This is a genomic window from Trujillonella endophytica (assembly GCF_900110555.1).
In the GTDB taxonomy this organism is placed as follows: domain Bacteria; phylum Actinomycetota; class Actinomycetes; order Mycobacteriales; family Geodermatophilaceae; genus Trujillonella; species Trujillonella endophytica.
The window spans coordinates 253,893-280,802 of the sequence record NZ_FOEE01000003.1 but is presented as its reverse complement, the minus strand read 5'-3'; the positions used below and the strand labels follow the sequence as shown (position 1 = coordinate 280,802).

At 74.1% G+C, this 26,910-nt stretch carries 22 protein-coding genes; 7 read left to right on the top strand and 15 right to left on the bottom strand.

Translation table 11 applies throughout. The features are described from left to right. Positions 1-61 precede the first annotated feature (61 nt). A complete protein-coding gene (locus BMY88_RS23735; protein WP_091941367.1) occupies positions 62-1,756 on the bottom strand; it encodes a reprolysin-like metallopeptidase in 1,695 nt (564 codons plus the stop codon). 102 nt (positions 1,757-1,858) lie between these two features. Beyond that, on the bottom strand, positions 1,859-3,265 hold the full coding sequence (locus BMY88_RS06600; protein WP_091941365.1) for an NAD(P)H-quinone dehydrogenase: 1,407 nt from the start codon (positions 3,263-3,265) through the stop codon (positions 1,859-1,861). Between the two features lie 114 nt (positions 3,266-3,379). Between BMY88_RS06600 and BMY88_RS06595 the strand changes: the two genes are divergently transcribed. Beyond that, positions 3,380-3,844 (top strand): gamma-glutamylcyclotransferase family protein, encoded by a 465-nt coding sequence (locus BMY88_RS06595; RefSeq protein ID WP_091941363.1) that lies wholly within the window; start codon positions 3,380-3,382, stop codon positions 3,842-3,844. Here BMY88_RS06595 and mptB read toward each other — a convergent pair. From mptB to BMY88_RS06545, 10 genes are all read right to left on the bottom strand, one after another. Then, positions 3,809-5,335: a polyprenol phosphomannose-dependent alpha 1,6 mannosyltransferase MptB gene (mptB, locus tag BMY88_RS06590; RefSeq protein ID WP_091941362.1), complete on the bottom strand. Its 1,527-nt coding sequence runs from the start codon at positions 5,333-5,335 to the stop codon at positions 3,809-3,811. The genes BMY88_RS06595 and mptB overlap by 36 nt on opposite strands. Beyond that, on the bottom strand, positions 5,332-6,354 hold the full coding sequence (meaB, locus tag BMY88_RS06585; protein WP_244524492.1) for a methylmalonyl Co-A mutase-associated GTPase MeaB: 1,023 nt from the start codon (positions 6,352-6,354) through the stop codon (positions 5,332-5,334). The genes mptB and meaB overlap by 4 nt, the downstream gene beginning before the upstream one ends. 8 nt (positions 6,355-6,362) lie before the next feature. Beyond that, a complete protein-coding gene (gene scpA / locus BMY88_RS06580) occupies positions 6,363-8,588 on the bottom strand; it encodes a methylmalonyl-CoA mutase (protein ID WP_091941360.1) in 2,226 nt (741 codons plus the stop codon). Then, complete coding sequence (locus BMY88_RS06575; RefSeq protein ID WP_091941706.1) at positions 8,585-10,504, bottom strand: methylmalonyl-CoA mutase subunit beta; 1,920 nt, start codon at positions 10,502-10,504, stop codon at positions 8,585-8,587. Before BMY88_RS06575 ends, scpA begins: the two co-directional genes overlap by 4 nt. Before the next feature lie 110 nt (positions 10,505-10,614). Beyond that, positions 10,615-11,568, bottom strand: a complete 954-nt coding sequence (locus BMY88_RS06570; protein WP_170860981.1) for an SDR family NAD(P)-dependent oxidoreductase — start codon at positions 11,566-11,568, stop codon at positions 10,615-10,617. Between the two features lie 76 nt (positions 11,569-11,644). Beyond that, complete coding sequence (locus tag BMY88_RS06565; protein ID WP_091941356.1) at positions 11,645-12,544, bottom strand: alpha/beta hydrolase; 900 nt, start codon at positions 12,542-12,544, stop codon at positions 11,645-11,647. A 15-nt stretch (positions 12,545-12,559) separates the two neighbouring features. Next, positions 12,560-13,420 (bottom strand): TIGR03619 family F420-dependent LLM class oxidoreductase, encoded by an 861-nt coding sequence (locus BMY88_RS06560; protein WP_091941355.1) that lies wholly within the window; start codon positions 13,418-13,420, stop codon positions 12,560-12,562. A gap of 55 nt (positions 13,421-13,475) precedes the next feature. After that, the gene (locus BMY88_RS06555; protein ID WP_211435523.1) at positions 13,476-14,327 is read right to left on the bottom strand and encodes an LLM class F420-dependent oxidoreductase; all 852 of its coding nucleotides are present in this window, start codon (positions 14,325-14,327) and stop codon (positions 13,476-13,478) included. 199 nt (positions 14,328-14,526) lie between these two features. Then, complete coding sequence (locus BMY88_RS06550; protein ID WP_091941353.1) at positions 14,527-15,771, bottom strand: amidohydrolase family protein; 1,245 nt, start codon at positions 15,769-15,771, stop codon at positions 14,527-14,529. 53 nt (positions 15,772-15,824) lie between these two features. Then, positions 15,825-17,054 carry a cytochrome P450 gene (locus BMY88_RS06545; RefSeq protein WP_211435522.1) on the bottom strand — a complete coding sequence of 410 codons (1,230 nt, stop codon included), beginning with the start codon at positions 17,052-17,054 and terminating at the stop codon, positions 15,825-15,827. 277 nt (positions 17,055-17,331) lie between these two features. Between BMY88_RS06545 and BMY88_RS06540 the strand changes: the two genes are divergently transcribed. Further along, complete coding sequence (locus tag BMY88_RS06540) at positions 17,332-17,961, top strand: TetR/AcrR family transcriptional regulator (RefSeq protein WP_091941351.1); 630 nt, start codon at positions 17,332-17,334, stop codon at positions 17,959-17,961. Between the two features lie 19 nt (positions 17,962-17,980). On the opposite strand, the gene BMY88_RS06535 is transcribed toward BMY88_RS06540, so the two are convergent. Then, positions 17,981-19,231: an amidohydrolase gene (locus BMY88_RS06535; protein WP_091941349.1), complete on the bottom strand. Its 1,251-nt coding sequence runs from the start codon at positions 19,229-19,231 to the stop codon at positions 17,981-17,983. Then, on the bottom strand, positions 19,228-20,370 hold the full coding sequence (locus tag BMY88_RS06530) for a glutamate--cysteine ligase (protein ID WP_091941347.1): 1,143 nt from the start codon (positions 20,368-20,370) through the stop codon (positions 19,228-19,230). The genes BMY88_RS06535 and BMY88_RS06530 overlap by 4 nt, the downstream gene beginning before the upstream one ends. A gap of 167 nt (positions 20,371-20,537) precedes the next feature. On the opposite strand from BMY88_RS06530, the gene BMY88_RS06525 reads away from it, so the two are divergent. Both BMY88_RS06525 and BMY88_RS06520 read left to right on the top strand, forming a co-directional pair. Further along, positions 20,538-20,831, top strand: a complete 294-nt coding sequence (locus tag BMY88_RS06525; RefSeq protein WP_091941345.1) for a hypothetical protein — start codon at positions 20,538-20,540, stop codon at positions 20,829-20,831. A gap of 125 nt (positions 20,832-20,956) precedes the next feature. Further along, complete coding sequence (locus tag BMY88_RS06520; RefSeq protein ID WP_091941343.1) at positions 20,957-22,201, top strand: HNH endonuclease signature motif containing protein; 1,245 nt, start codon at positions 20,957-20,959, stop codon at positions 22,199-22,201. 89 nt (positions 22,202-22,290) lie between these two features. Here the strand turns inward: BMY88_RS06520 and BMY88_RS06515 are convergent, their stop codons facing one another. After that, positions 22,291-23,577 (bottom strand): choice-of-anchor I domain-containing protein, encoded by a 1,287-nt coding sequence (locus BMY88_RS06515; RefSeq protein ID WP_091941341.1) that lies wholly within the window; start codon positions 23,575-23,577, stop codon positions 22,291-22,293. A 166-nt stretch (positions 23,578-23,743) separates the two neighbouring features. Between BMY88_RS06515 and BMY88_RS06510 the strand changes: the two genes are divergently transcribed. The 3 genes from BMY88_RS06510 to BMY88_RS06500 are packed head-to-tail and all read left to right on the top strand — an operon-like array spanning position 23,744 to position 26,906. After that, positions 23,744-24,556, top strand: coding sequence for a purine-nucleoside phosphorylase (locus BMY88_RS06510; protein ID WP_091941697.1), 813 nt, complete (start codon positions 23,744-23,746; stop codon positions 24,554-24,556). Next, positions 24,553-26,202: a phospho-sugar mutase gene (locus BMY88_RS06505; RefSeq protein ID WP_244524491.1), complete on the top strand. Its 1,650-nt coding sequence runs from the start codon at positions 24,553-24,555 to the stop codon at positions 26,200-26,202. Before BMY88_RS06510 ends, BMY88_RS06505 begins: the two co-directional genes overlap by 4 nt. After that, positions 26,199-26,906: a haloacid dehalogenase type II gene (locus tag BMY88_RS06500; RefSeq protein ID WP_091941339.1), complete on the top strand. Its 708-nt coding sequence runs from the start codon at positions 26,199-26,201 to the stop codon at positions 26,904-26,906. Before BMY88_RS06505 ends, BMY88_RS06500 begins: the two co-directional genes overlap by 4 nt. Positions 26,907-26,910: the final 4 nt, after the last annotated feature.

Sequence of the window (26,910 nt, the reverse complement as noted above, 5' to 3'; positions counted from 1 at the left end):
TACGCAGGGGACCACCTCTCCCATCGGCCGGACCGGCCCGGAACTGGAGTCCACGGCGCGCTCAGCCTCGGGCGAGGCGCAGCCTCCGGACCGCCCGCCACCCGGCCAGCGCCACGCCGGTGACCGTGAGGCCGGTGAGCAGCGGGAGCAGCCACAGCGAGGACGTGCTGTGGCTCTGCGCCGCCAGCTCCTGGTCGGTGCCGACGCCGTCCGCCCCGATGCCGTCCGCCTGCACGCGGTCCGTGCCGGCCGGGGCGCCCGCGGCGAGGACGGTGGCGGGCTCGGCCGCCGCCGGGCCTGCCGCGCTCCCGGCGTCGCCGGGCAGCACGTCGGGGCCGGGGCCACCGGGAACAGAACCGGCCGGCACACCGGGCACGGGGCGCGCGGCCGGCTGCACCGAGACGGTGGCCCCCGCGCCGGTGACGGCCTGCACGGTGACGATGAAGGCCCCGCCGCCGACCGGCACGGGGACGCCGACGGGCAGCGCCGCCTGGAGGTCGCCGTCCCAGTCCGCGGCGGCGCTCGGGGAGCCGTCGAGCAGCAGCGCGGTGTCGGTGTGCTCGCCGGCGCGGTGCAGCAGCACCCCGGCGTCCAGGCGGAACCGGTTGCCGGCGGCGGCGAGCCAGCCGTCCTGGCCGCCGGGGGCGCGGAACTCCAGCCAGTAGGCGCCGCCGTCCGGGGCGTCCAGCCGCAGCGCCCGCGTGCCGCTGGTCCCGCTCAGCGGCGCCAGCGCCACGGTGGCGGCCGCATCGCCGACGGCGAGGCCCTGCTGCGCCACGGCGGGCAGCACGCCGAGCCGGGCGGCCTGGGGAGCGTTCAGCGAGCCCAGGTGCTCCCAGGAGGCGCCCATGACGTCGTAGTAGTCGCGGTAGCCGGCGGTCCGGCAGGAGCCGGTCTCCACGGCGCCGTCGCACTGGCGGCCCGAGGAGTGGCCGAGGCCCAGGTTGTGGCCGAGCTCGTGGGCGATGAGCGAGGGCATCAGGGTGCGGACGTAGGCCCGCCCGCCGGCGCCGGGACCGCTGCCCACCTGGCCGAGCGCCGTCGAGCAGCCGGGCAGGTCGGCGGGCCGGCTGCTGACGTACACCAGCAGGTGCCGGCCCGGGCCGGACTCGAAGCCGGCGGCGGCCGCGGCCGCGTCCCAGAGGCCGGTCGGGTCGGTGCAGGTCGCGGGCGTGGACACCCAGTCCGGGAAGGCGGAGGTGACGCCGAAGCGCACGGCCCCGCCGGTCTGCCCCGCCCAGAACTCGGCGACCGGGCCGTCGACCGCGGCGACCAGCGACGCGACGGAGACGTCGTCGGGGACGCCGCCGGCCGGCACGACCCGCACCACGGTGACGGAGTTGCTCGGGGTGGCCGCGGCCACGGGCGCGGAGGTGCGCACCTCGCCGGCGAGCACCGATCGGGCGGGGTCCAGGTCGTGCTCGTCGGCCGCGTCGTCGTCGACGGTCGCGCCGAGGGTGACCTCGACGGTCGCGCCGACCGGCAACCCGGAGACCTCGTCGGTGGGCACCCGGACGGCGTCGCCGGCCGCGGTCTCCACCCAGCTCAGGGGCAGCCCGTCCTCGTCGTGCGAGGAGTGGCCGCCGAGCTCCTCGGGCCAGGCCTGCACGAGCTCGCCGACGACCGTGTCGGGGCCCGCGGTCTCGGCCGACGCCGCGGTGGGCAGCGCGAGCGGCGCCAGCACGGCGACGGCTGCGACGAGCAGCGGGCGCAGGCGGCGGGGTCGGCGGCCGGTGCACGGCGGGAGGGGAGACATCCCCCCTGGAATCGGCGGTCCGCGCGCGCGTCGGCACCGGATCGACGGTGTTGAGCCGAACCCCCGTCACACCCGCCGCAGCGGTACCGGCAGCCCCGGGGACTACGCCAGCGCGTCGGCGCCCATCAGCCGGCGGCCGGCCTCGGTGATGGAGCCCGACAGCGAGGGGTAGATCGCGAAGGTCTGCGCCAGGTCCGAGACGGTCAGCCCCTTCGTCACCGCCAGCGCGATCGGCAGCACCAGCTCGGAGGCGCCGGGGGCGACGACGACGCCGCCGACGACCACGCCGGTGGACTTGCGGGCGAACAGCTTCACGAAGCCGTCCTGGAGGTCGGCCATCTTGGCGCGGGCGTTGGTCGCCAGCGGCAGGCGGACGACGTCGAGCGGCATGCCCTCGGGGAACTCCCCCTCCTGCACGCCCACCGTGGCGATCTCGGGGTGGGTGAACACGTTCGCCGCGACCGTCTTCAGCCGGATGGGCTGCACGGCCTCGCCGAGGGCGTGCCACATCGCGATCCGGCCCTGCATGGCCGCGACGCTGGCCAGCTGGAAGACACCGGTGACGTCGCCGGCGGCGTAGATGCCGGGCACCGACGTCCGCGACACCCGGTCGACGACGACGTGGCCGCTCGCGCTGAGCTCCACGCCGCACTTCTCCAGGTTCAGGCCCTGGGTGTTGGGCACCGTGCCGACGGTCATCAGCGCGTGCGAGCCCTCGACGGTGCGCCCGTCGGTGAGGGTGACCAGCACGCCCTTCTCGCTCCGCTCGACCGTGGCCGCCCGGCCGCGCTGGGTGATCCGGCCGCCGCGGGACTGGAAGACCTGCTCGAGCACCTCGGCGGCGTCGGCGTCCTCCCCCGGCAGGACGCGGTCGCGGCTCGAGACGAGCGTGACGGGCACGCCCGCCTCCAGGTAGCCGGAGGCGAACTCGGCGCCGGTGACCCCGGACCCGACGACGACGAGGTGCTCGGGCATCTCCTCGAGCTCGTACACGTCGCGCCAGTCCAGGATCCGCTCGTGGTCGGGCTCGGCACCGGCCAGGACGCGGGGGTCGGCACCGGTCGCGACGAGGACGACGTCGCACTCCAGCACCTGGCCGACCGCACCCTCGCGGTCGAGGACCTCCACCCGGTGCTCGACGAGCCCGCGGACGTCGTCGGCCAGCCGCCCCTGCCCGGCGAGGATGCGCACGCCCTCGGCGGTGAGCCGGGCGTGGATGTCGGCGGACTGGGCCACCGCCAGCCCCTTCACCCGGTGGTTCACCGCGGCGAGGTCCATTCCGGCGGTGCGCAGGTCGCTGCCCGAGACGCCCAGGGCCGCGGAGTCGCGGACGTTGGTCATCGCCCCCGCGGAGGCGATGAAGGCCTTCGAGGGCACGCAGTCGGTGAGCACGCTGGCGCCGCCGACGCCGTCCCGCTCGACGACGGTGACCTCCGCACCCAGGGAGGCGCCGACCAGCGCGGCCTCGTAGCCGGCCGGGCCGCCGCCGATGATGACGATGCGGGTCATGGAGTGCTCCTGCGGTGCTCGAGGACGTGCCGGTGCCATTGTCCCTGCCGGACCGGGCGGATGTCGGCATCGTCACCGGTCGGCCCGGCCACACCCGCCGTAGGCTCGACGGCGATGGGCCTCTACGCCGCCTACGGGTCCAACATGGACCCGGCACAGATGCTGCACCGCTGTCCCGCCTCCCCGCACACCGACACCGGATGGATCCGCGGCTGGCGGCTCACCTTCGGCGCCGAGGAGTTCGGCTGGGAGGGCGCGCTGGCGACCCTGGTGCCCGACGACGGCGCGGGGAGCTCCCCCGGCGTCTTCGTCGCCCTCTACGACCTCACCGAGGCCGACGAGCGCGCGCTGGACGCCTGGGAGGGCGCCGACCTGGGGCTCTACCGCAAGCTCAACCTGCGGGTGCACACGCTCGCCGGCGACGTGGTGGCCTACGTGTACGCGCTGGACGCCTTCGAGGGCGGGCTGCCCTCGGCCCGGCACCTGGGCGCCCTGGCCGAGGCCGCGCAGGCCGCCGGCGCCCCCGACGACTACGTGGCCGGGCTACGTGCCCGGGAGTGCCGCTCCTCCGGCGTGTGACGGCACGGGCGTCACGGCGCCCACCGCCGGCCGGCGCCGGCGGACCCACAGCGCGACGGCACCGGCCCCGGCCAGGCCGCCCACGACGAGGGCGTCGGCCAGCGGGCGGCTGAGGTACCCGAGCGTGCCCTCCCCGCCGGGCAGTGCCAGGTACACGGAGCCCAGGGAGGCGCCGATCGCCAGCCAGCGGTCGACCCGGATCCCGGTGAGCGCCAGCAGCAGGACCGGCCACATGAAGTACCAGGGCCACACGACGCTGCCGGTGAGCACGATCGTCACCAGGATCCACGCCGTCGGCCGCACCAGCCCCCACTCCGGCACGCGGGTGAGCAGCCAGAGGCAGATCAGCGCGCCGGCGGCGAGCGCCACCGCCCGGACCGCGTCCAGCGGCGGGTCGCTGTGGGAGATGAGGTTGGCCAGCGCGGTCGGCGGCGACAGCGGCTCGTTGGCCAGGCCCGGGACGTCGAGGTTGCCGAGGAACGTCCAGCCGTAGCCGCACGCCGTCACGGCGACCACGAACACCGCCAGGCCCGTCCCGCCGATCGAGACCAGCACCCGGAGCCGTTCCCGCAGCGTCGGCATCCGCCAGGCCGCGTCGATGGCGATGACGGCGACCGCGGCCAGCGCGATCACCTTCACTCCCGCGCCGACGGCGCAGAGCACGACCGCCAGGTAGGGCCGCCGGAGCATCGCCAGCCAGACGCCGGCCAGCAGGAGGACGAGCATGAGCGCGTCGTTGTGGGCGCCGGAGACGCCGTGCAGCAGGAACAGCGGGTTGGCCACGACCAGCCACAGCGTGCGCGTCGGGTCGAAGCCCTGGAGGCGGGCGATGCGCGCCGCGAGGACGGCCAGCCCGATCCAAGCCAGCACGGTCAGCACGCGCAGGGCGACCACGACCGAGCGGACGTCCTCGTGGAACACCTTGGCGAGCAGGTCGAGGAGGCGGACGAACGGCGGGCTGTACGGCGACGGGTTCTCGAGCCAGATCTGCTCCCCGCCCCGGATGCCGCGCACGTCCCCGGCCGCCTCCGGGCCGTCGAGGAACGGATCGACGCCGTGCTGGATGCTCGAGGCGACCGCCGTGTAGATGTAGGCGTCGGGGCTGAACAGCGGGATGCCGATCGCCAGCGGCGCCGACCAGAGCGCGCCCAGCGACACGACCGTGCGCGTCCCCGCGCCGTGGCGCACGGCCCAGCCCAGCAGCAGCCAGGCGGCGCCCAGCAGCACCAGCGCGAGACCGCAGAGCACCAGGGCGGGCCGGGCCCCCAGCGCGGTGCGGGTGATCGCCTCCACCTGGAAGAACCACAGGTCCTCGGCGGCGACGTTGCGGCCCACCGACGTCCCCGCCAGGGCCAGGTACGTGGTGGCCAGCGTGCCGGCCACCGCGGCGGCGAGCACCGCCCGCTTCCGCCGTCCCGGGTCCACGGTGGCGCTGCCCACGGCGTGCAGCCTGCTCAGCACGCGATCCAGCCGCCGGACGTCGCTCGTCATGCGCGGCCCGGCTCCGCGGGGGCGGTCGTGCGCTCGGGGTCGGCGAGGAAGAGCTCCAGCAGTTCCTGCGCGGCGCGGGCGGGGGTGACCTCGCCGGCCAGCACCGACCGCTCCAGCTCCGGAGCCCGCGACCGCACCTGCGGGTGGGCCCGCAGCCGGTGCTCCAGCCCGCTGCGCACCAGCTGCCAGGTCCAGCGCACCTGCTGGGTGCGGCGGCGCTCGTCGAACGCGCCGGACGCCCTGGCCCGCTCCTGGTGCTCGACCAGCTTGGCCCACACCTCGTCCAGGCCCTCGCCGGTGAGCCCGGCGCAGGTGAGCACCGGCACGTCCCAGTCCTCGCCGTGCCCCCGCAGCATGCGGATGGCCCCCGCCAGCTCGCGGGCGGCCTTGCGGGCGTCGGCGGCGCCGGGGCCGTCGGCCTTGTTGACGGCGATGACGTCGGCGATCTCGAGGATGCCGCGCTTGATGCCCTGCAACTGGTCACCGGTGCGGGCGAGGGTCAGGAACAGGAAGGAGTCGACCATCTCCGCGACGGTCACCTCCGACTGGCCGACGCCGACGGTCTCCACCAGGACGACGTCGTAGCCGGCGGCCTCCACGACGACCATCGACTCGCGGGTCGCCTGGGCCACCCCGCCGAGGGTGCCCGCTGTCGGCGAGGGGCGCACGAAGGCGCGCGGATCGACCGACAGCCGCTGCATCCGCGTCTTGTCCCCGAGGATCGACCCGCCCGAGCGCGCCGACGAGGGGTCGACGGCCAGCACCGCCACCTTCGCCCCGGCGCCGGTGAGGGTCACGCCCAGCTGGTCGATGAAGGTCGACTTCCCGACGCCGGGAACGCCGCTGATCCCCACCCGGCGGGCGTTGCCGGCGTGCGGCAGCAGCTCGACCAGCAGTTCCTGGGCGCGCTCGCGGTGGTCGGCCCGCCGCGACTCGACCAACGTGATGGCGCGCGCCATCGACCGCCGGTTCCCGGCGAGGACCCCCTCGACCAGCGCCGCGACGTCGACCTCGGCCACGACCGCGCTCAGTGCCCCAGGCGTGCGGAGAGGGTGCGCAGCAGACCCTGGGCCGCCTCGGCGATGACCGTGCCGGGCAGGAACACGGCGGCGGCACCCATCTCCTTGAGCGTCGGCACGTCGTCGGGCGGGATGACCCCGCCGACCACGACGACGACGTCGTCGGCGCCCAGCTCGGCCAGCGCCTCGCGCAGCGCCGGCACCAGGGTGAGGTGACCGGCGGCCAGCGAGGAGACGCCGACGACGTGCACGTCGGCCTCCACCGCCTGGCGGGCGACCTCCTCCGGCGTCTGGAACAGCGGGCCCACGTCGACGTCGAAGCCGAGGTCGGCGAACGCCGTGGCGATGACCTTCTGACCGCGGTCGTGGCCGTCCTGGCCCATCTTGGCGACCAGGATCCGCGGGCGACGGCCCTCGGCCTCCTCGAACGCCTCGGCCATGGCGCGGGTCTCCTCCACCGGGCTGGGGACCCCGTCCCGTCGAGAGTGCATGGCCTCGTCGCGGTACACCCCGGAGATGGTGCGGATCTGCGCCTGGTGCCGCCCGTAGACGGCCTCCAGCGCGTCGGAGATCTCCCCCACCGTGGCCTGGGCGCGGGCGGCGTCGATCGACAGCTTGAGCAGGTTGGAGTCCAGGTCGTTGCCGCGGCGCCCCTCGGCGGCCGCGCGGGCGGCGTCGGTCAGCCGGGACAGCGCCTCGCGGGTCGCGGCGTCGTCCCGGTCGGCGCGCAGCCGCTCCAGCTTCGCCGTCTGCTCGGCCAGCACCTGGGCGTTGTCGACCCGCAGCACCTCGATGGCCTCGTCGGCGTCCACCCGGTACTTGTTCACGCCGATCACCGGCTGGCGCCCCGAGTCGATCCGCGCCTGGGTGCGGGCGGCGGCCTCCTCGATGCGCATCTTCGGGATGCCGTCGTCGATCGCGCGCGTCATGCCGCCGTGCTCGCGCACCTCCTCGATGTGCGCCCATGCCCGGCGCGCCAGGTCGTAGGTGAGCTTCTCGACGTACGCCGAGCCGCCCCACGGGTCGGCCACCCGGGTGGTGCCGGACTCCTGCTGCAGCAGCAACTGGGTGTTGCGCGCGATGCGCGCGGAGAAGTCGGTGGGCAGCGCCAGCGCCTCGTCGAGGGCGTTGGTGTGCAGCGACTGGGTGTGGCCCTGGGTGGCGGCCATGGCCTCCAGGCAGGTCCGGACGACGTTGTTGTAGACGTCCTGCGCGGTCAGCGACCAGCCCGAGGTCTGCGAGTGGGTGCGCAGCGACAAGGACTTGGGGTTCGTCCCGCCCGCCTGCTTGACCAGCTTCGCCCAGAGCAGGCGCCCGGCCCGCATCTTGGCGACCTCCATGAAGAAGTTCATGCCGATCGCCCAGAAGAAGCTCAGCCGCGGAGCGAAGGTGTCGACGTCCATCCCGGCGTCCTGGCCGGCCTTCAGGTACTCGACGCCGTCGGCCAGCGTGTACGCCAGCTCCAGGTCGGCCGTCGCCCCGGCCTCCTGGATGTGGTAGCCGGAGATCGAGATGGAGTTGAACCGGGGCATCTTCTGCGCGGTGAACGCGAAGATGTCGCTGATGATCTGCAGCGACGGCTCCGGCGGGTAGATGTAGGTGTTGCGGACCATGAACTCCTTGAGGATGTCGTTCTGGATGGTCCCGGCCAGCTGCTCCGGCGCCACCCCCTGCTCCTCGGCGGCGACGACGTAGAGCGCCAGCACCGGCAGCACCGCGCCGTTCATGGTCATCGAGACGCTCATCCGGTCCAGCGGGATGCCGTCGAACAGCTGCCGCATGTCCAGGATCGAGTCGATCGCCACGCCCGCCATGCCGACGTCGCCCCGCACCCGCGGGTGGTCAGAGTCGTAGCCGCGGTGGGTGGCGAGGTCGAACGCGACCGACAGGCCCTTCTGGCCCGCGGCCAGGTTCCGCCGGTAGAAGGCGTTGGACGCGGCTGCGGTGGAGAAGCCGGCGTACTGGCGGATGGTCCACGGCTGCGTCGTGTACATCGTCGGATAGGGCCCGCGCAGGAACGGCGGCAGACCGGGGAAGGTCTTCAGGAAATCCACGCCGGCCAGGTCGGCCGGGGTGAACAGCGGCGGCACGTCGATGCCCTCGGGCGTGTGCCAGGTGGCCTCGGCGACGCTGCGCCCGGTGGCCTCCTCGTAGCGCTTGGCCCAGTCGTCGGCCGTGCCGGCCGCGGCCGGCCGGCCCAGCTCCGCGGAACCGAAGTCGGGGATGGTGCTCATGCCGTCACTCCGAGCTGCTCGTGGGCGGCGCGCAGGACCTCGAGCGCGTCGCATCCGGCGTACACGTACCCGTCGATGCCCTCGACGTCCAGCGAGGGCTTGCCCGCCAGCCACACCGAGGTGGCGCCGGCGGCGCGCAGCTCGGCGGCGAGCGCGGCGGCGGACTGCGCGTAGTCCTTGTCTGTGCCGCAGATGCAGGCCACCGCCGTCCCGGCGTCGGCCAGGCCGGAGGCGCCGTCGCCCGCAGGGGTCTCCAGGCCACCGGCCTGGAAGAGGTTCGCCGCGAACGAGGCGCGGGCGGTGTGCCGGGCCTCGGGGCCGATGGTGGCGAGGTAGACCCGCGGGCGGGGCCCGCCGTCCGGGTGCCCCGCGGCGTCCGCGCGGTCGCGCAGCTCCTCGAACTCCTGGGCGGCGCGGACCCGCGGCAGCCCGCCGGGGCCGGTCGGGAGGACGTCGGCGGCGGGCGACCGCTGCGGCAGCTTCTCGGTCAGGTTCGGGAACTCGCTGACGCCGGTGAGCGCGTCGGAGCGCGTGGCCAGCCGCTTCCGCCGCTGCTCCCACGCCGCGGTCACCCGCTCGCGGACCAGCCCGTCGGCCAGCGCGCGCACGATGCCGCCGGCGCGCTCGATCTCGGTGAACCAGGCCCACGCGGCCTGCGCGAGCTCCTCGGTCAGCGACTCGACGTACCAGGAGCCACCGGCCGGGTCGAGCACGCGGGCCAGCGACCCCTCCTCGACCAGGAGGCTCTGGGTGTTGCGCGCGATCCGGCGGGAGAACGAGTCGGGCAGGCCGAGCGCGGCGTCGAAGGGCTGGACGGTGACGACGTCGGCGCCGCCCACGCCCGCGGCGAAGCAGGCGACGGTGGTGCGCAGCATGTTCACCCACGGGTCGCGGCGGGTGGTCATCACCGAGGAGGTGACGGCGTGCTGGCGCTGGCCGCGGACGTCGGGCGAGGCGCCGGAGAGCTCCCCCACCCGGTCCCACAGCCGGCGGGCGGCCCGCAGCGCGGCGATGGTCGTGAACTGGTCGGCGGTGGCCGCGTAGCGGAACTCCAGCTGGCCGAACGCCTCGTCGACCGTGAGCCCCGCGTCCGTCAGCGCCCGGAGGTAGGCCGCACCGGCGGCCAGCGAGCAGCCGAGCTCCTCGACGGCGCCGCCGCCGGCGCCGGCGAAGACCGTGCCGTCGACGACGACGGTGCGCAGGCCGGGGTGGGCCGCCGCGCGGCGGGCGAGGTCGGCGAGCCCGGAGAGGTCCTGCTCCTCCCCCGTGGCGGCCTGCACACCGATGGGGTCGAGGCCGAGGGAGCCGCCGGGCGCCAGGTCGTTCCGGCCCTCGACGAGGGCCAGGAACGCCTCGGCAGCCGGCACCCCGCCCTGGACGGTGACCGGCGCGAGGTCGAGGTAGACGTCGGCGAGCACCTCGCCCAGCGAGCCGACCGGCACGGCGCCCTCGCCGAGGACCAGCCACAGCGAGGAGACGCCGTTCTCCAGGTCGGCGGCGATCGCCTCGCGGGTGACCGCGACATCGGGGTCGGCGTGCCGCTGCCGCACGTCCCAGCCCGCCGGCACGTCGGTGTCGGCGCCGCCGGCCGCGGTCTCCCCCGCGGCGCCGGGGCGCGCGCCCCGCACGAACGGCGGGATGCCGGGCACCCCGACGGCGGCCGGCAGGTCGCCGGCGTCGTCGGCGGTGTAGAGCGGGGCGACGGCGACTCCGGTGGCCACCGTGCGGCGCAGGGCGTCCTCGGCGTGCTCGGGCAGGTCCTCGCGGCCGGCCTTGCGCAGCACGCCGGCGACCAGGTCGCGCCACTGCTCGCGGGTGGCGGCGGGGAACTCCCCGGCGAGGACGAGGTCCTCGGGGACCGCGTGCTCGGCCGGGACGTCGGCGTCCGCCGGGGCGGGCTGAGCGGGCGAACTCATCATGTGCTCCGGTGCTCGGGGGGCCTCGCGGGGAGGCGATGCGCTAGGAGTTTTCTACCGGCGATCCCCCGGCACCGGACGCCCGGGGGGCCCCACTCAGCTCCGGCGCCTCATCTCCACACCTTTGCCGCGTCGAGGCTCTCGGCGACGCCGAACATCTCCGCCGACCAGAGCATCCGCTCGTTGAGCGTCCGGGGATGGACGTATCGCGAGTCGGCGAGCACCGCGGGGGCGGCGTCGCGGACCTCCTCGATGGACTCGCCCGGCCCGAAGAAGCCCTCGTTCTCGGCCAGCGTCACGCGCGAGATGTGCCCGCCCTCGAAGGACAGGACCTCGCCGCTGAAGTCGCACTCCTCGCTCACCAGGTACGCCGCCCCGATGGACACCTTCTCCGCCACCATCGTCCGCAACAGCCAGTCCATGTACGGCGTCGTCGGGTCGCCGGTGCCGTGCATCCGGGTCCGGGCCGAGGGTGCGAGGACATTGACGTTGATCCCGTGCGGCTTGCCTGCGACGGCGAACGAACGCGCCAGCCCGATGAAGGCGCTCTTCGCCGCTGCGTAGGCGATCGCTCCGGCGGACCCGTACATCGCACCCGACGTCGTGTAGACGATCCGACCGAAGCCCCGCTCGGCCATGTGCGGCCACGCCGCCCGCGTCAACCAGAAGCCCGCGTAGACGTTCACCCGCATGCACAGGTCGAACTCGGCGGAGGACAGCCGCTCGACCGGCAGTGGCCGGGGAACCGAACTCGCGTTGTGGATGATCGCGTCGAGGCGACCGAACGACTCGACGCACGACGCGACCGCGCGGATCGATCCGTCCTCGGACGCGAGATCAGCGGCGCACGCGACCGCCGTCCCCCCTGCCGAACGGATCTCGTCCACGACGGCGTCGGCGACGGCGACGTCACCGCCGGCACCGTTCATCTCGACCCCGCTGTCCGCGACGACGACGTGGGCCCCGCGCGAGGCGAGCAGCAGCGCGTGGGCCCTGCCCAGGCCGCGGCCGGCACCGGTCACCAGGATGGACCGTCCGTCGAAACGGACCTCGTTTCCCGACATGCTGCACTCCTTCGTCGTTCCGGATCGAGATGGTTCACGTCGGGTGCGGAGCGAGGCTCCGGGGCCGCGCTCCGGATCAGCCGAGACGACCGGCCGCGAACGCCCCGATGGCCGCGACCGCGGCATCGGCCTCGGGCATGTGGCCCGCGAACATCTGGAAGTCGTGCTGCATCCGGTGGAAGACATCGAGGTGGACCTCCACGCCGGCGGCTCGCGCCTTCTCGGCCAGCCGCCGCGCGTCGTCGAGGAGGAGTTCGCCGTCGCCGACCTGGATGTAGAGCGGCGGCAACCCGGCCAGGTCCGCGTACAGCGGGGACGCGTAGGGGTCGCGCGGATCTCCACCGGCGAGGAACTGCTGCGCGCAGTACCTGTTCCCGGCCGGGGCGGAGAGGAGATCGGTGTCGACGCACGTGGTCATGGACTCGCCGGTGAGGGCCATGTCCACCCACGGCGACATCAGGATCCCGGCAGCCGGCATGGGCAGGCCGTCGTCGCGGGCCTTGACGAGCGCTGCCGCCGCGAGCCCGCCGCCGGCCGAGTCGCCCGCGAGGACGACGGCCTCCGGCCGGTGTCCCCTCGAGAGGATCCACCGGTACGCCGCCACGGCGGCGAGCACCGCACCGGGATGCGGGTGCTCCGGCGCCAGGGGATATCCGACGTTCAGGCCGACGCAGCCCGTGGCCTTCGCGAGGTGCCCGACCAGTTTGCGATGCGATCCGATCGAGCAGAACCCGTAGCCCCCGCCGTGGAAGTAGATCAACACCCGTTCCGCGACGGCGCCGTCGGGAACGGCCCACTCGGCAGGGACGCCGCCGGCATCCACGGGCTCGAACCGGACCCCGGTCGGCTCGGCCGTCTCGTCGCCGAACCGGTCGGCGTCCGCCCGCTGGGTGGCCAGATCGGCTGCGGGCGGAGCGGGGCTGCGCCGGCGTTCCCGGTAGATCTCCTCGACGGCCAGCGCTTCCTCGCTGATCACTGGGCTCTCCCTCCGCTACGCGATGAACGTCGAGTACCGGTCCAGCACGGGCAGGACCTCCTCCGGATCGGTGGTGTCGAAGGCGAGCAGTGCCTGCGCCACTCCCGCGCCGCGCAGGATCTCGAGGTTCTTCCTGGCCTTGTCGGTGTCCTCGATCCCCTGGATGGCCCACACGACGGGGCCGGGCTCGCCCCGGCCGGCGTCGGTCCAGCGCGCGCGCAACTCGGCGAGCTTCCCGGCGATCCAGCCGGCGGGCCCGCCGGGCATCCAGCCGTCCGCCCACTGGACGAGTTGCTCCATGGCCACCGCGCCCCCCGCGGCTCCGAGCAGGACGGGGACCGAACCGCCGACCGGCTCCGGCCACGACCAGCTGGGCGCCAGCGAGAAGTGCTTCCCGTGGTACTCGGCGACCTCGTTCGCCCACAGTTCCCGCATCAGCTCCACGATCTCGCGCACCATCGCCCGCCGGTCCGCGAAGTCCCTTCCGTGGTTGTGCATCTCCGCGCTGTTCCAGCCGTAGCCCACGCCGAGCACGAGCCGGCCCCCGGAGAGGTGATCGAGGGTCGCGAGGGCCTTCGCCAGGGCGATCGGGTCGTGCTCGGCGGGCAGGGACGTCGCGGTGCCGACCTTCATCGACGTGGTCGCCGCGACGTAGGCGAGGGAGATGTAGGGGTCGAGCAACCGGGCGTAGGACTGCGGGATCTGGTCGGTGCCGCCGGGGAACTGCGTCTCGTCCGAGTCGACGGGGATGTGCGTGTGCTCGCCGAGCGCGAACGCATCGAACCCGCGCTCCTCGGCCGCTCGGGCCAGCCCGAGGAGATCGGTGTCGGCGGTCGCTCGGAAGAGCACGCCGACTCCGGAGGACGCTGCGGTCATCTGGGTTCTCCAACCTCGTGTCGTACGTCGTCGGTTCCGGGGGGCGGTGCGGAACTCACCTCGATGCCGCCAGCACGTTCGCGTAGCGGTCCAGCAGCGGGAGGACCTCGTCCCGGCCGGCGGTCGGGATGTCGAGCAGCACCTGGTGCACCGACAGCTCCCGGAGACGTTCGAGCCGGGACTGCAGCTGCTCGTCGGTCAGGACGAAGTTCTGCATGGGCCAGACCACGGGACCGGCCTCGTCCCGGCCCGCGTCGACCCACCTGCTCCGCAGCTCCTCGAGCTGCGTGGCGAGCCAGTCGAGGTCGTGCCCGCCCGGGATCCATCCGTCGGCCCAGTCGATGATCGCCTCGAACGCCCGCGGGCCCGCCTGGGCGCCGAGCAGCACGGGGACGGGCGACTGGATCGGTTTCGGCCACGACCAGGAGCGCTCGAGGTTGGCGTGGGTCCCGTGGTACTCGGCCTCGGTCTCGGTCCACATGGTCCGCATGAGCCGGATGTAGTCGCGGACGATCTCGCGGCGGTCCGCGAACGACTTGCCGTGGTTGGCGAGCTCCTCGCGGTTCCAGCCGAAGCCGACACCGAGGGTGAGCCGCCCTCCCGACATCCGGTCGAGCGTCGCCGTCGTCTTCGCCAGCGCGATCGGATCGTGCTGCGCGACCAGGGCGATCGTCACCGCGATCCGCAGCGACGTCTGCGCGGCGATGAACGCCAGCGCGACGTACGGATCCGGGAACTCCGGATACGCGTCCGGCAGGTCACCACCGCCGGGGAAGGGCGACTCGCGCGAGACCGGGATGTGCGTGTGCTCACCGATGGCGACGCTGTCGAAGCCGCGCTCCGCGGCGGCCTGCGCGAACTCGAGCAACGGCATCGCCGCTGCCGTCTCCCGGTAGAGGAGCCCCACGAGCGGAGAGCGGGCGCCGCTCACGGCGCGCGGCCGGGCGCGACGGGACCGGATGTGTGCGCGAAGTGCATGGGTGTACTCGTCTCCTGGTCGAACGGACCCACCGCCGGACGTCGATGGGCGCACGGCTCCTCCCGGCGACCGCCGGGGCCCGTCGGGCCGTGGCGCCGTCGGGCTCCGCCTGCTGCGCGGCGAGGGATCAGACGCGCTGCCTCGCCCGCTCGAATCCCATGAGCTCGGCCATCGTCCCGCCGACCATGGCCCTCCGGTCCTCGTCGGGCACCCCGGCGAACAGTCGGGGCAGCAGGTCCCGGGTCCCCCGGAACGTGCCCTCGGCGTGCGGGTAGTCCATGCCCCACACCAGCGACGACACCCCGGTGAAGCCCCGGCACGCCACCGCAGCCGGGTCGTCCTGGAAGGACACGTGGAACTGGCGCTTGACGTACTCGCTCGGCCGCAGCGGATAGGGCCACTTGGAGTTGACGCGGAACAACTGCGCCATCGCCGGCTGGTCGTTGCTCGGCCGGTTCTTGTCCCAGAAGCCGCCCCACCAATCCGGGTCCTGGCCCACCCCCGTCACCCAGGCCTTGTCGATGCTCCCCATCATCGAGGCCAGCCAGTGGGCGTTGAACTCGACGAGCACGAAGTGCAGGTCGGGGAACCGTTCGGGCACGCCTCCCGCCAGTAGTTCGGTGATGATCCGCACGGGCTGCGCCGCCGACCCGGAAGCCGCCGAGAACATGCGGCCCGCCGCCATCGCCGGGGTCACGTCGGCCTTGCCCATCCGGCCGGCCATGGTGATCCCGTCGAGGGCCGCGGAGTTGCCCGCGTTCGCCTTGACCCCGCCCGTGGCGACGTGGAAGAACACGCGCATCCCGTTCGCCTGTGCCGCCGCCCAGATCGGGTCGAGCTCCGGGGAGTGGTACGAGATCGGCGACACGGCAGGCAGCAGGATCGCCCTGAGCCCTGCCTTCGCCACCCGCTCGATCTCGGTGACGGCGTCGTCGATGTCCGTCAGGGTGATCGGACAGGTCGGCCGGAGCCGCGCGCCGTACGGGAGGATCTGCTCGATCAGGTAGTCGTTGTAGACCCGGATGTGCGCCATCGACAGCTCGTGGTCGTCGGTCCAGAACACGAACAACGGCCAGTTCGGATGCAGCATCGACGCGTCCACGCCGTCGTGGTCGAGGTCCTCCAGGATCTGCTCGGGATCGCCGGTGGGGGTTCTCCCGTCGGTCTGGTGGTAACGGGATTCCGCCCAGCCCTCGAAGCCCGGCGCGTGGAGCAGCCGGAACGAGGTCGCACCGTTCTCGACCCACGGCTCGATCTCGATGGACTCCTCCCACAGCGCCCGGTCCCTCAGGTGCCGGGGCATCCTGGTGGTGAAGAGATCGGGGGGCTGGATGAGGTGGGCGTCCGCGGAGACGATGAAGTCGCTGGACATCGCATGGTGCCTTTCCGGGTGTGGAGACGGAGGGACTGTCTGCGGGCGGACGATCAGGGGATGGAGGCGGGGAGCGTCTCCCACCCCCGGACGACGGAGGACGAGAGCATCCGCGCGTTCTCCTCGTCCACGTGCCACTCGGGGAACCGGGTCAGCACCTCGTCGAGCGCGATCTGCCCCTCCAACCGGGCCAGTGCCGCTCCCAGGCAGTAGTGGATGCCGTATCCGAAGGTGAAGTGCCGCGTCCGCGGCCGGTGGATGTCGAACACGTCGCCGTGGGGGAACCGCCGCTCGTCCCGGTTCGCGGACGCGGGGAGGAAGACGACGACGCTCTCCTTCGGCACCGTGGTCCCGTACCACTCCACGTCCCGGCTGAGGACCCGCGCGAAGCTGTGACCGGGAGGCTCGAAACGGAGGATCTCCTCGATGGCGGCCGGGATGAGGGCCCGGTTCTCGACGAGCTCTCGCCGATCCACCGGGTGATCGCCGAGGACCTTGCCCATCCAGCCGAGGAGCCGCCCCGACGTCTCGTTCCCCGCGCCGGCGAGCAGGCCCACGAAGGTGAGGATCTCCTCGTGCGTCAGCCGCCGGCGATCGCCTGACTCGTCCTCGACCTCGGAGTTGAGCAGCTGCGTCATCAGGTCGTCGGACGGGTTCTTCTCGCGCCACGTGATGTAGTCGGCGTAGAGCGACTCGTGGGCGGCCCCCTGGGCCTCGTTCGACGCGACCTCCATGGGCTTGCCGGCGTCGGTGTGCATGCTGCCCGTCGTCGTGTCCCGGACGAGTTCCTGGTCCGACTCCGGGATCCCCAGGAGCATCCCGATGACCCGCATCGGCATCTGGTCGGCCAGGTCGGTGACGAAGTCGATGCGGCCGGAGCCGATCAACGGATCCAGGCTCCGCGCGCAGTACGCCCGGATCTGCGGCGCCAGCTCGGCCACCCGGCGTGGCGTGAACACCCCCGCCAGGACGTCGCGCTGCCTCGTGTGGACGGGCGGGTCCTGGAAGATGAACATGCCGGGCGGGAACTCGATGCCGGCACGCACGAAGTCGAGGAAGGCCCCCCGGCCGGAGATGTAGGCCGCAGGATCAGTGACCACGGTGTCGACGTCGTCCGCCCGGCTGATCGCGAAGAAGTCGTGGCGCTCGTTGTAGTACAGCGGCGCCTCCTCCCGGAGCCGGCGGTAGACCGGATAGGGATCGGCATCGATGGCGACGTCGTAGGGATCCCAGTAGAGAGCGCCTGGAGCGGGATCGGCGGTCGTCGCGGGCAGGTCGGTCACGTTGACTCCTGTTCGTCCCTGGGGACTCCGACGGTCGAGCAGAGGCCCGTGCACTGCTGCTACAGCCGACGCCGGTGGTTGGCGCGCACCATAGGTGGCATGGAGAGCTGTTTGCGGTACTGAGTACCACAAACAGAACGCTACAAGGTGACCCCGTTCACAGCAAGAGGCGGACGGCCGTCCACTCGGCGCGGTGCGAGACTCGACGGGTCAAGCCGTCCGGCGCGCCGGTGGAGTTCGAGATGCCCGTGTCGGGTCCAGGATCGATGAGGTTGAGATGAGTCGTCCGGCACCGATCAGCACGAGGCAGATCGCCAAGGAGGCAGTGCGGGCACAGCTGGCCGCCGTCGGTTACGAGCTGCTGCGTCGAGAGGGCTTCGAGAACGTCACCATCGACGACCTCGCGAACGCCGCCGGAGTGTCACGGACCACCTTCTTCCGGTACTTCGACCGGAAGGAGGACGTCGTCCTCGGCGCCTGGGACATCGAGGCCGGCAGGATCATCGACGAACTGCTGCGTCGACCTGCGGACGAAGAAGAATGGACGTCGCTGCGGCGCGCACTTCAGCAGACCGTCCGCGGCTACGCAGCGGATCCGAGCGGTGTCCTCACGCTGCTGCGCTTCATCCGGGGAACACCCGCGCTCTGGGGCGGCCTGCTGGCGAAGCAGAGCAACTGGCAGCCCGCGGCGGCGCAGGCCCTCGCGGCCCGCGGTGGCTCGAAAAGGGCTCCGACACTCAGCGACTCGGTGCTGGTGTCCGCCGGCATCGGTTGCTACACCGTCGCCCTGGAGCACTGGGTCGCCGCCGACGGCCAGCTGGATTTCGAGGTCACGCTCGACGAGGCGTTCGCCACCATCGGCGCGAGGCTCGATGCGGCATCGCCGACGCCGGAGGGGCAGCAGTGACGGCCCGCTGAGGGGTTCGCTACCGGCGATCGCGCGGCGCCGGACGCCCGGGGGCCGGGGACCGCCCTTCCGAGGGAGTTCCGACGTCGGCGACCAGCGCGTGCAGCGCGGTCCGGGCAAGCAGCCGGACGCCGACCCCGATGGCCCGCTCGTCCACGTCGAAGGTACCGCGGTGCAGGTCCAGGGCGGGGCCGCCGCCGTGGGTGCCGAGCCGGGCCAGGGCGATCGGCAGCACGTCGGCGAACCAGCCGAAGTCCTCCCCGCCCATGCTCTGCGGTGACAGCCGCACCCCGTCGGCGCCGACCGTGTCGATCGCGGCGGCGCGCAGCAGCGCCACCGCCCGGGGGTCGTTGACGACCGGCGGGACCCCCCGCACGTAGTCGACCTCCACGCCGGCCCCGGTGGGCGCGACCAGCCGCGCCACGAGGGTGCGCAGCAGGTCCTCGGCCGACTGCCAGGCGTCCCGGTCCAGCACCCGCACGGTGCCGCGCAGCTGGCCGCGCTGCGGGATGGCGTTGGCCGCGACGCCCGCGTTGACCGCGCCCCAGACCACCGACATGCCCGCCCGCGGGTCGACCTGACGGGAGAGCAGCCCCGGGAGGTCGGTGATCAGCCGGCCGAGCGCGTCGACGAGGTCGACCGTCATCTGCGGTCGGGCCGTGTGCCCGCCGGGGCCGGTGAGGACGACGTCGATCCGGTCGCAGGCCGCAGTGATCGCGCCGGTGCGCAGGCCGACGGTCCCGACGGGGATCGACGGGTCGCAGTGCAGCGCGAACGCCCGCGAGGCACCGTCGAGGACGCCCGCGGCGACCACCTCGGTGGCGCCGCCGGGCACCGTCTCCTCGGCGGGCTGGAAGACGCAGCGCACCGTGCCGGGCAGGTCGTCCAGCGCGGCCAGCGCGAGCGCCGCCCCCAGGACGACGGTCGTGTGCACGTCGTGTCCGCAGGCGTGGCACATGCCCTCGCGGGTCGAGGCGTACGGGACGTCCTTGAGGTCGGGCAGCGGCAGCGCGTCGATGTCCCCGCGCAGCACCACGGTCGGCCCCTCGCCGGAGCCCACCTCTACCACCAGCCCGGTGCCGGTCGGCAGCCGCTTGGGCGTCAGGCCGGCGTCGCGCAGCTTCTGCTCGACGAAGGACGTGGTCTCGAACTCGACGTAGGCCAGCTCCGGGTGGGCGTGCAGGTGCCGGCGGACGGCAACGAGGCGCTGATCGCGCGCCGTCGTCCACTCGTCGACCGCCGCCCCGGCCTGCTCGACCGACCACGTCATGCCGCTCCCCCCAGCCCGTCGCGGAACTCGGCGACCAGCGCGGCGACCACCGGCCGCAGGTCGCCGCCGTGCGCGGCGGCGACCGCCCGCTGCCGCTGGCAGGAGGATCCGGCGGCCAGCACCCGCTCGACGTCGGCGAGCTGATCGGCGCAGTCCAGCCGGCGCGCGGTGGGCTCCAGCTCCTCGGCGAGGTCGAGCAGCGCCTGCCGGACCGGCCGCACGGTGCCCTTCTCGTCGACGACGATGTCGGCGTCCAGCCCGTAGCGGGCCGCCCGCCACTTGTTCTCCCTGAGCACCCAGCTCGGCGGCGTCGGCAGGGTGTAGCCGCGGTCGAGCTGGGTGTCGAACTGCTCGACCAGGCACTGCGACAGCGCGGCGACGACGCCGATCTCGTCGAGGGTCGGCAGTCCGTCGCAGATCCGCAGCTCGACGGTGCCGAAGTCCGGGTGGGGGCGGATGTCCCACCACACCTCGCGGACGCTCTCGATCGAGCCGGTGGAGATCAGCGTCTCCATGTACGCCTCGAAGTCCGCCCACTGCGCGAGCTGGTGGGGCAGGCCGGCGGTCGGCATCGCCTCGAAGACCTTGCTGCGCGCCGAGGCCAGCCCGGTGTCGCAGCCGCCCCAGAAGGGCGAGGACGCCGACAGCGCCAGGAAGTGCGGCACGTACTGGGTGAGCGCGTTGACGATCGGCATCGCCTTCTCCGGCGCGCGGACGCCGACGTGCACGTGCACGCCGAAGATCTGCAGCCGGCGGGCCAGCCACTGCATCTTCTCGACGAGCTGGAGGTAGCGCTCCTTGGGCGAGATCAGCTGGGTCTGCCAGTCGGTGAAGGGGTGCGTGCCGGCGCACATGAGGTCCAGGCCGCGGCGGTCGGCGGCGGCGGCGACCTCGGCGACGGTCCCGGCGAGGTCGGCCTGGGCCTCGGCGACGGTCGTGCAGATCCCGGTGATGACCTCGACGGTCGACTGCAGCAGCTCGTGCTTGGCCTTCGCCGGCTCGGCGGCGCCCTCGGGAGTGAGCTCGGCGAGGATCTCGATCGCCCCGGGACTCAGCTCGCCGGTCCGCCGGTCGACGAGCTGCAGCTCCCACTCGACGCCGAGGCTGGCGCGCTCGGAGGACCGGAAGGGGATCTTCACCCCGGAAGTCTAGGAACGATCACGCCCCGCCACCTGTCGAGGGGACGGGGCGTCGTCCCCGCGGGTGACCGGCCCGCCCGTCCGGTGGCCCCGGCGGCTCCAGGAACGTGCTGGGGGTGCCGATGAGTTCTGCGCGGGCGGGGACTCCGCGCCGGGAGGGAGCGGACGTGACCGTCTACAGCTGGGACGACCTGTCCCGGGCGGAGCAGCGGTCCGTCCTGCGACTGGCGCGGAAGGGGAGGACGCATCCCGACCGGAGGGTCGCGCGTGTCGCCCGCGAGTGGGCGACCGAGGTGCTCGAGCGGGAGGGCAGCGTTCCCGCGATCCTCGTCGGCACGATCGCGGGCCTCGTCCTGGGCAGCGACACGGGGGTGGGCCTCTCCCTGACCGATCGCCGGAGGGCCACGCGGATCCTGCGGGCCGTCGAGGCATCGCGCGTCGGGCGCCGATACGGGCGCTGACGTCCCGGCGCCGTCGGAAGGGGCTTGCGGGCGCTCCTCCGCAAGACGCCGCTCAGATCTGTGGATACGCCACTGACCTGGGGATTCACCTGACGAGCCTCTCCTGATTGCGCTAGAATTCGTACATGTGTTCGACCGATGGGCCAGGCGCGGACGAGGAGCGCCTGCACGCCCTGACCGACGCCGAGCTGCTCGCCGAGGTCGCCGCGCTGGTGGCCGAGCAGAACTGGGTCGCGGCCCGGCTGACCGCGGCGGTCCGGGTCGCCGACGCCCGGCAGGCCGCCGAGCACGACGGGCTGAAGACGATGCAGTCGTGGTTGCGGACCCATTGCGGGATGAAGCGGCCGGCCGCTTCCGCGCTGGTGCACCGCGGCCGGGCGCTGGACCTGCTGCCGGCCACCGGCGCGGCGTTCGCCGCCGGCGCGATCGGCGCCGACCACGTCACCGAGATCGCCCGGATCACGGCTCCCCAGCACGTCGCGGCGGCCGCCGAGCAGGGCGTGGACCTGGCTGCGGTGGATGCCGCGCTGGCCACCATCGCCACCGGCCGGCCCTTTCAGGCGCTCGCCGAGGCGGTGGCCGACTACCTGGCCCGGCTCGACCCCGACGGCCCCGAACCCGACCCCGCCCGGCAGCGGGCACTCACGATCGCCCGCCACCCCGACGGCACCGTCACGATGCACGCCGAGCTCGACTCGGTCGGTGGCGAGAAGGTCACTGCGGTGCTGGAGTCGATGGCCGCCGCGTCCCGCTGCGCCGCCGACGACCGCACCGCCGCCCAGCGCCGCGCCGACGCGCTGGTGCAGTGGGCCGACAACACCCTCGCCGCCGGGCAGGTGCCCACGCTGCGCACCCGCAGGTCCCAGATCGCCGCCGTCGTCGGCGTGGACGCCCTGGTCGACCCCGCCACCGGCAAGACCGCCGCCCGGACCGGGTTCGGTGCCACCCTCTCCGCCGCCCGGGCCCGCTGGCTGGCCTGCGACTCCACCGTCGCCCGCGTCGTCATGGGCACCGACGGTGAACCGCTGGACCGCGGCCGGGAGGTACGCATCGTCCCTGCGCCGCTCCGGCACCTGCTGGACCTGCGCGACGCCGGTTGTGTGTTCGCCGGCTGCGACGCCCCGTACTGGTGGTGCGAGGCCCACCACATCCTGCACTGGGCCTTCGGCGGTGAGACCGAACCGGACAACCTCGGTCTGCTCTGCGAACGCCACCACGGCAAGGTCCACCACGGCTTCCGGATCGAACGAGATCCCGGGGGCGCGTGGCACACCTACCGCCCTGACGGCACCGAACTCCTCCTGCACCGCGAGGACCTGCTGACCGGGAAGGCCCCCTCGAAGGGGCAGGACCTGCTCGTCCCCGCCTGACCAGCCCGGCGGACCAGCCCATCGACACGCCCCGCCCACCCCCACGGACACCGTCCGCGGGGGCCGGCGGCGTGCGCCGATCACGTGCGTCAGGGCCGCGGCACCCCGAAGACCGAGATGGTGCCGTCGTCCTCGTTGCTGGTCAGGAACAGCCCGCGGTTCGGGACGGCGAGCAACCCCTCGGGGGCGTCGCCGGTGTCGAACACCGCGAGCAGGTAGGGCCGCCGGTCGTCGAGCATCGCGTAGCCCAGGACCGCGTCTCCGCGCTCCGACCCGATGAACGTCAGGGTCACGCCGAAGACGCGGGCCACCTCGGCGCCCTCGAACTCCGCACCCTTGTCGTCGCTGCGGCCGTCCGGGTAGAAGCCGGCGTCGGCCAGGGCCCGCTCGGCCGACCCCCCGGAGCTGAACAGGACGCGGCCGTCGGGGGCGAACACCGTCCAGCCACGGCCACCGCTGGGCTCCGCGGCCAGATCGCCCTCGTCCGCGGTGACGAGGTTGCCGCTGGGCGTCCACTGGACGGCGTCGGGCTCGCGCGGCGCGGTCAGCGGGTCGTCGAAGGCCACGACGCCGTCGTCGGCCGTGTCCGCGTCGGTCCGCGTGACGGTGCCGGCGGAGAACGACCCGACGACGGCCCGGCGGCGGAGGTCGACCAGCGCCACCGCGTTGTTCTCCTGCAGCGTCACGGCCGCGACATTCGACCGGTTGATGTCGACGTACTCCGGCTCCGGGTCGCCGGGGAACGCCGCCTGCGGCAGCCCGGTCAGCTCCACCCGCCCCACCGACCACCGGGCGGGCTGGCCGGCGAGGTCGACGACGGCGAGGAAGCCGGCCGGGGCCTGCGGCAGCCCGCCCTCCACGCCGCCGACCTCGATCTCCTCGTCCCGCTGGTTCTCGATCGCCACTGCGGCGTACCGGCCGTCGGGGCTGACGGCCACGGAGTCCGGCTGGCCCCCGAGATCCAGGGTGCGGACGACGGCGCGGCTGCGCAGCTCCACCACGAGCAGCACACCGGAGGGCGCGGTGAACGACGGACTCGTGTCGACGACGACGAGGGCGTGCCGCCCGTCCGGGGTGATCGCCACCGAGGTGGGCTCGCCCCCCACGTCGAGCGTGGCGACCTGGCGGGGCGCCCGCGGGTCGCTGATGTCGACGGCACCGATCTCCTCGGCCGCAGAGTCCGTGTAGAGGACCGTCCGACCGTCGGGCGTGACCGCGAGGATCTCGGCCACCTCCCCGGCGACGTCGAAGGTCGCCAGCGGGGCGACGACGTACGGCAGGTTCGGCGCCGCCGCTGCCGGTGCCACGGTGGCGGCGACGAGCAGGGCCGCGGCAGGGACCGCGGCGGCGAGGAGGCGGGTGGGGCGTCGGGACACGCGGGTCTCCAGGAGGTCGATGACGAGGCGCCCAGACCCTGGCGAGGCGATGCGACGCGACGAGGCCCGACCGGTGAACACCACGCGACCCGTCGGTGACCAGCTGTCGACGGCGCACGGGCCTCGCGGCGCCGATCGGCCCGAGCGCTGCGTTACGGTCCCGCTCGTGAGCGACACGTCCCTCGGCCCCGATCCCGCCGTCCTGGCCCGCCTGGCGAAGGACGACATCGAGGCCGCGCTCGGCGCGGGCCACGACACCGCCGTCGTCATGGGCTCGGGCTGGGCGTCGGCGGCGGAGGCCTTCGGCCGCGCCGACGCCACCGTCGCGATCGACGAGCTGCCGGGCTTCTCCGCCCCCATCGTCGCCGGGCACGGTGGGGAGGTCCGCTCGGTGCGCGTGGGCGGACGCCGCGTGCTGCTGTTCCTGGGCCGCACGCACCTGTACGAGGGCCGCGGCGTGGCCTCGGTGGTGCACGGCGTGCGCACCGCGGCGCTGGCGGGGGTGCGCACCGTCGTCCTCACCAACGCCGCAGGCGGGCTCGCGCCGGAGCACCGCGTCGGGCAGGCGGTGCTGATCAGCGACCACCTGAACATGACGGCGCGCTCGCCCCTGGTCGGCCCCACGTTCGTCGACCTCACCGACCTGTACTCGGCGCGGCTGCGCGCTCTGGCCCGCGAGATCGACCCCACGCTGACCGAGGGGGTCTACGCCGCGCTGCCGGGCCCGCACTTCGAGACCCCGGCGGAGATCCGCATGCTGCGCACGCTCGGCGCGGACCTCGTGGGCATGTCCACCGCGCTGGAGGCCATCGCCGCCCGCGCCGCCGGCCTCGAGGTGCTCGGCCTGTCGATGGTCACCAATGCCGCGGCCGGCATCACCGGGGAGGCGCTGGACCACCAGGAGGTGCTCGCCGCGGGCCGGGAGTCCGCCGGGCGCCTGGGCCGCTTCCTGGTCGAGCTGGTGACGCGGCTGCCGTGAGCGGGTCCGTGCGCGGCGCCGGCAGCCTGGCCGAGGAGGCCCGGGCCTGGGCGGCGGCCGATCCGCATCCCGGGGACCGCGCCGAGATCGAGACGCTCCTGGCCGCCGGGGACGGCGCCGAGCTCGCCCGCCGGTTCGCCGGGCCGCTGACCTTCGGAACGGCGGGCCTGCGCGGCCCGCTCCGCGCCGGACCCGCGGGGATGAACGCGGCCGTGGTCACCCGCGCGGCCGCCGGCCTCGCCACCTACCTCCGCGGAACGGGGCACGCCGGCGGCGGGGTGCTGATCGGCTTCGACGCGCGCCGCCGCTCCGACGAGTTCGCCCGCCTCTCCGCCGCGGTGCTCTCGGCGGCCGGGTTCGCCGTGCAGGTGCTGCCCCGGCCGCTGCCGACTCCGGTCCTGGCCTTCGCCGTCCGACACCTGGGTGCGGTGGCCGGGGTGATGGTCACCGCGAGCCACAACCCGCCCGACGACAACGGCTACAAGGTCTACCTCGACGACGGCGCGCAGCTCGTGCCGCCGGCCGACCGGGAGATCGAGGCGGCGATCGCCGCCGTCGGACCGGCGCGGGACGTCCCGGTCTCCGACGAGTGGATCACGCTCGGTGACGACGTCGAGGCCGACTACGTCGCCGCGGTGCTGCGCGCCCTCGACCCCGACCGGCTGGACCCGGCCGTGCGCGCCTCCCTCCGGGTCGCCTACACGGCCATGCACGGCGTCGGCGCGGCGACGACCCGCACCCTGTTCGCGGCCGCCGGGTTCGCCGAGCCGGCCACCGTCGCGGAGCAGGACGCGCCGGACCCGCGCTTCCCGACCGTCGCCTTCCCCAACCCCGAGGAGCCCGGCGCGGTCGACCTGCTGCTGGCGCTGGCCGAGCGCGTCGGTGCCGACGTCGCGATCGCCCAGGACCCCGACGCCGACCGCTGCTCGGTGGTCTGCGGCGGCCGCCGGCTCACCGGCGACGAGGTCGGCGCCCTGCTCGCCGACTGGCTGCTGCGGCGCGGCGTGCGCGGCACCTACGCCGCCTCGCTGGTGAGTGGCTCCCTGCTGGCCGCCCTGGCCGCGGCGCACGGGGTGCCGTTCGCCGAGACGCCCACCGGGTTCAAGTGGATCATCCGGGCCGGGGAGCCCGGCCGGCCGCTGGTCTTCGGCTACGAGGAGGCGCTCGGCTACGCCGTGGCCCCCGACGTCGTCCGCGACAAGGACGGCATCTCCGCCGCCCTCGCCGTGGCCCTGCTGGCCGCGGAGCTGACGGACTCGGGCCGCACGCTGCTCGACCGGCTCGACGAGCTCGCCGTCGAGCACGGCCTGTTCGCCACCGGCCAGCTGTCGGTGCGGGTGGAGGACCTCACGCTCGTCGCCGACGCGATGACCCGGCTGCGCGCGCACCCGCCGACCACGCTGCTCGGCCGGCCGGTGACCGTGACCGACCTCGCGACCGCCGATCCGCCGGTCGACGCCGTCCGGTTGCTCGGCGAGGGTGTCCGCGTGGTGGTCCGGCCCAGCGGCACCGAGCCGAAGCTCAAGGCCTACCTCGAAGCCGTCGTCCCGGTGCACGACGACGCCGGGGTGATCGGTGCCCGCGGCCGCGGCGCCGACGAGCTCGACGCCCTGCGGGCCGAGATGTCGGCGGCGCTCGGCCTGTGAGCCCCCTGACCGACGTCCGCGCGCTCGTCTTCGACGTCTTCGGCACGGTGGTGGACTGGCGCACCGGCGTCGCCCGCAGCGCGACCCGCCTGCTGGGCGACCGCGTCGACGCGGAGCGGTTCGCCGACGACTGGCGAGGTCGCTACGCCCCGTCGATGGAGGAGGTGCGCAGCGGACGGCGGCCGTTCGTCCCGCTGGACGTGCTGCACCGCGAGTCGGTGGACGACGTCCTGGCCGCGCACGGCGCCGCCGACGTCCCCGCGGCGGTGCGCGACGAACTGGTGCTGGCCTGGCACCGGCTGGACCCGTGGCCCGACGTCGTCGACGGGCTGCGCCGGCTGTCGGCGCGCTTCGTGCTGGCGCCGCTGTCCAACGGCGGCGTGGCGCTGCAGGTCGCCCTGGCCCGCCGGTCGGGGCTGCCGTGGGACGCCGTCCTGGGCGCGGAGGTGGTCGGCGCCTACAAGCCCGACGCCGCCGTCTACGACTCCGCGCCGCGGCTGCTGGCCCTCGACCCCGCGCAGGTCCTCATGGTCGCCGCGCACGACTCCGATCTGGCCGCCGCCCGCGAGCGGGGCCTGAGCACCGCGTACGTGCACCGCCCCGCCGAGTTCGGCGGCCGGAGCATCCCGCCGGCGACCGATCCCGCCGCCGACCTGTCCGTGACGTCGTTCACGGAGCTCGCCGACCGCCTCGGCGCGGCGTGACTGC

Bases quoted from the DNA above. Each gene is read 5' to 3' on its own strand.
- BMY88_RS06540 (WP_091941351.1), top strand. From the start codon at position 17,332: ATGAGTCGTCCGGCACCGATCAGCACGAGGCAGATCGCCAAGGAGGCA.
- BMY88_RS23735 (WP_091941367.1), bottom strand. From the start codon at position 1,756: ATGTCTCCCCTCCCGCCGTGCACCGGCCGCCGACCCCGCCGCCTGCGC.
- BMY88_RS06560 (WP_091941355.1), bottom strand. From the start codon at position 13,420: ATGACCGCAGCGTCCTCCGGAGTCGGCGTGCTCTTCCGAGCGACCGCC.
- BMY88_RS06595 (WP_091941363.1), top strand. From the start codon at position 3,380: ATGGGCCTCTACGCCGCCTACGGGTCCAACATGGACCCGGCACAGATG.
- BMY88_RS06575 (WP_091941706.1), bottom strand. From the start codon at position 10,504: ATGAGTTCGCCCGCTCAGCCCGCCCCGGCGGACGCCGACGTCCCGGCC.
- BMY88_RS06535 (WP_091941349.1), bottom strand. From the start codon at position 19,231: ATGACGTGGTCGGTCGAGCAGGCCGGGGCGGCGGTCGACGAGTGGACG.
- mptB (WP_091941362.1), bottom strand. From the start codon at position 5,335: ATGACGAGCGACGTCCGGCGGCTGGATCGCGTGCTGAGCAGGCTGCAC.
- BMY88_RS06550 (WP_091941353.1), bottom strand. From the start codon at position 15,771: ATGTCCAGCGACTTCATCGTCTCCGCGGACGCCCACCTCATCCAGCCC.
- BMY88_RS06600 (WP_091941365.1), bottom strand. From the start codon at position 3,265: ATGACCCGCATCGTCATCATCGGCGGCGGCCCGGCCGGCTACGAGGCC.
- scpA (WP_091941360.1), bottom strand. From the start codon at position 8,588: ATGAGCACCATCCCCGACTTCGGTTCCGCGGAGCTGGGCCGGCCGGCC.
- BMY88_RS06570 (WP_170860981.1), bottom strand. From the start codon at position 11,568: ATGTCGGGAAACGAGGTCCGTTTCGACGGACGGTCCATCCTGGTGACC.
- BMY88_RS06520 (WP_091941343.1), top strand. From the start codon at position 20,957: ATGTGTTCGACCGATGGGCCAGGCGCGGACGAGGAGCGCCTGCACGCC.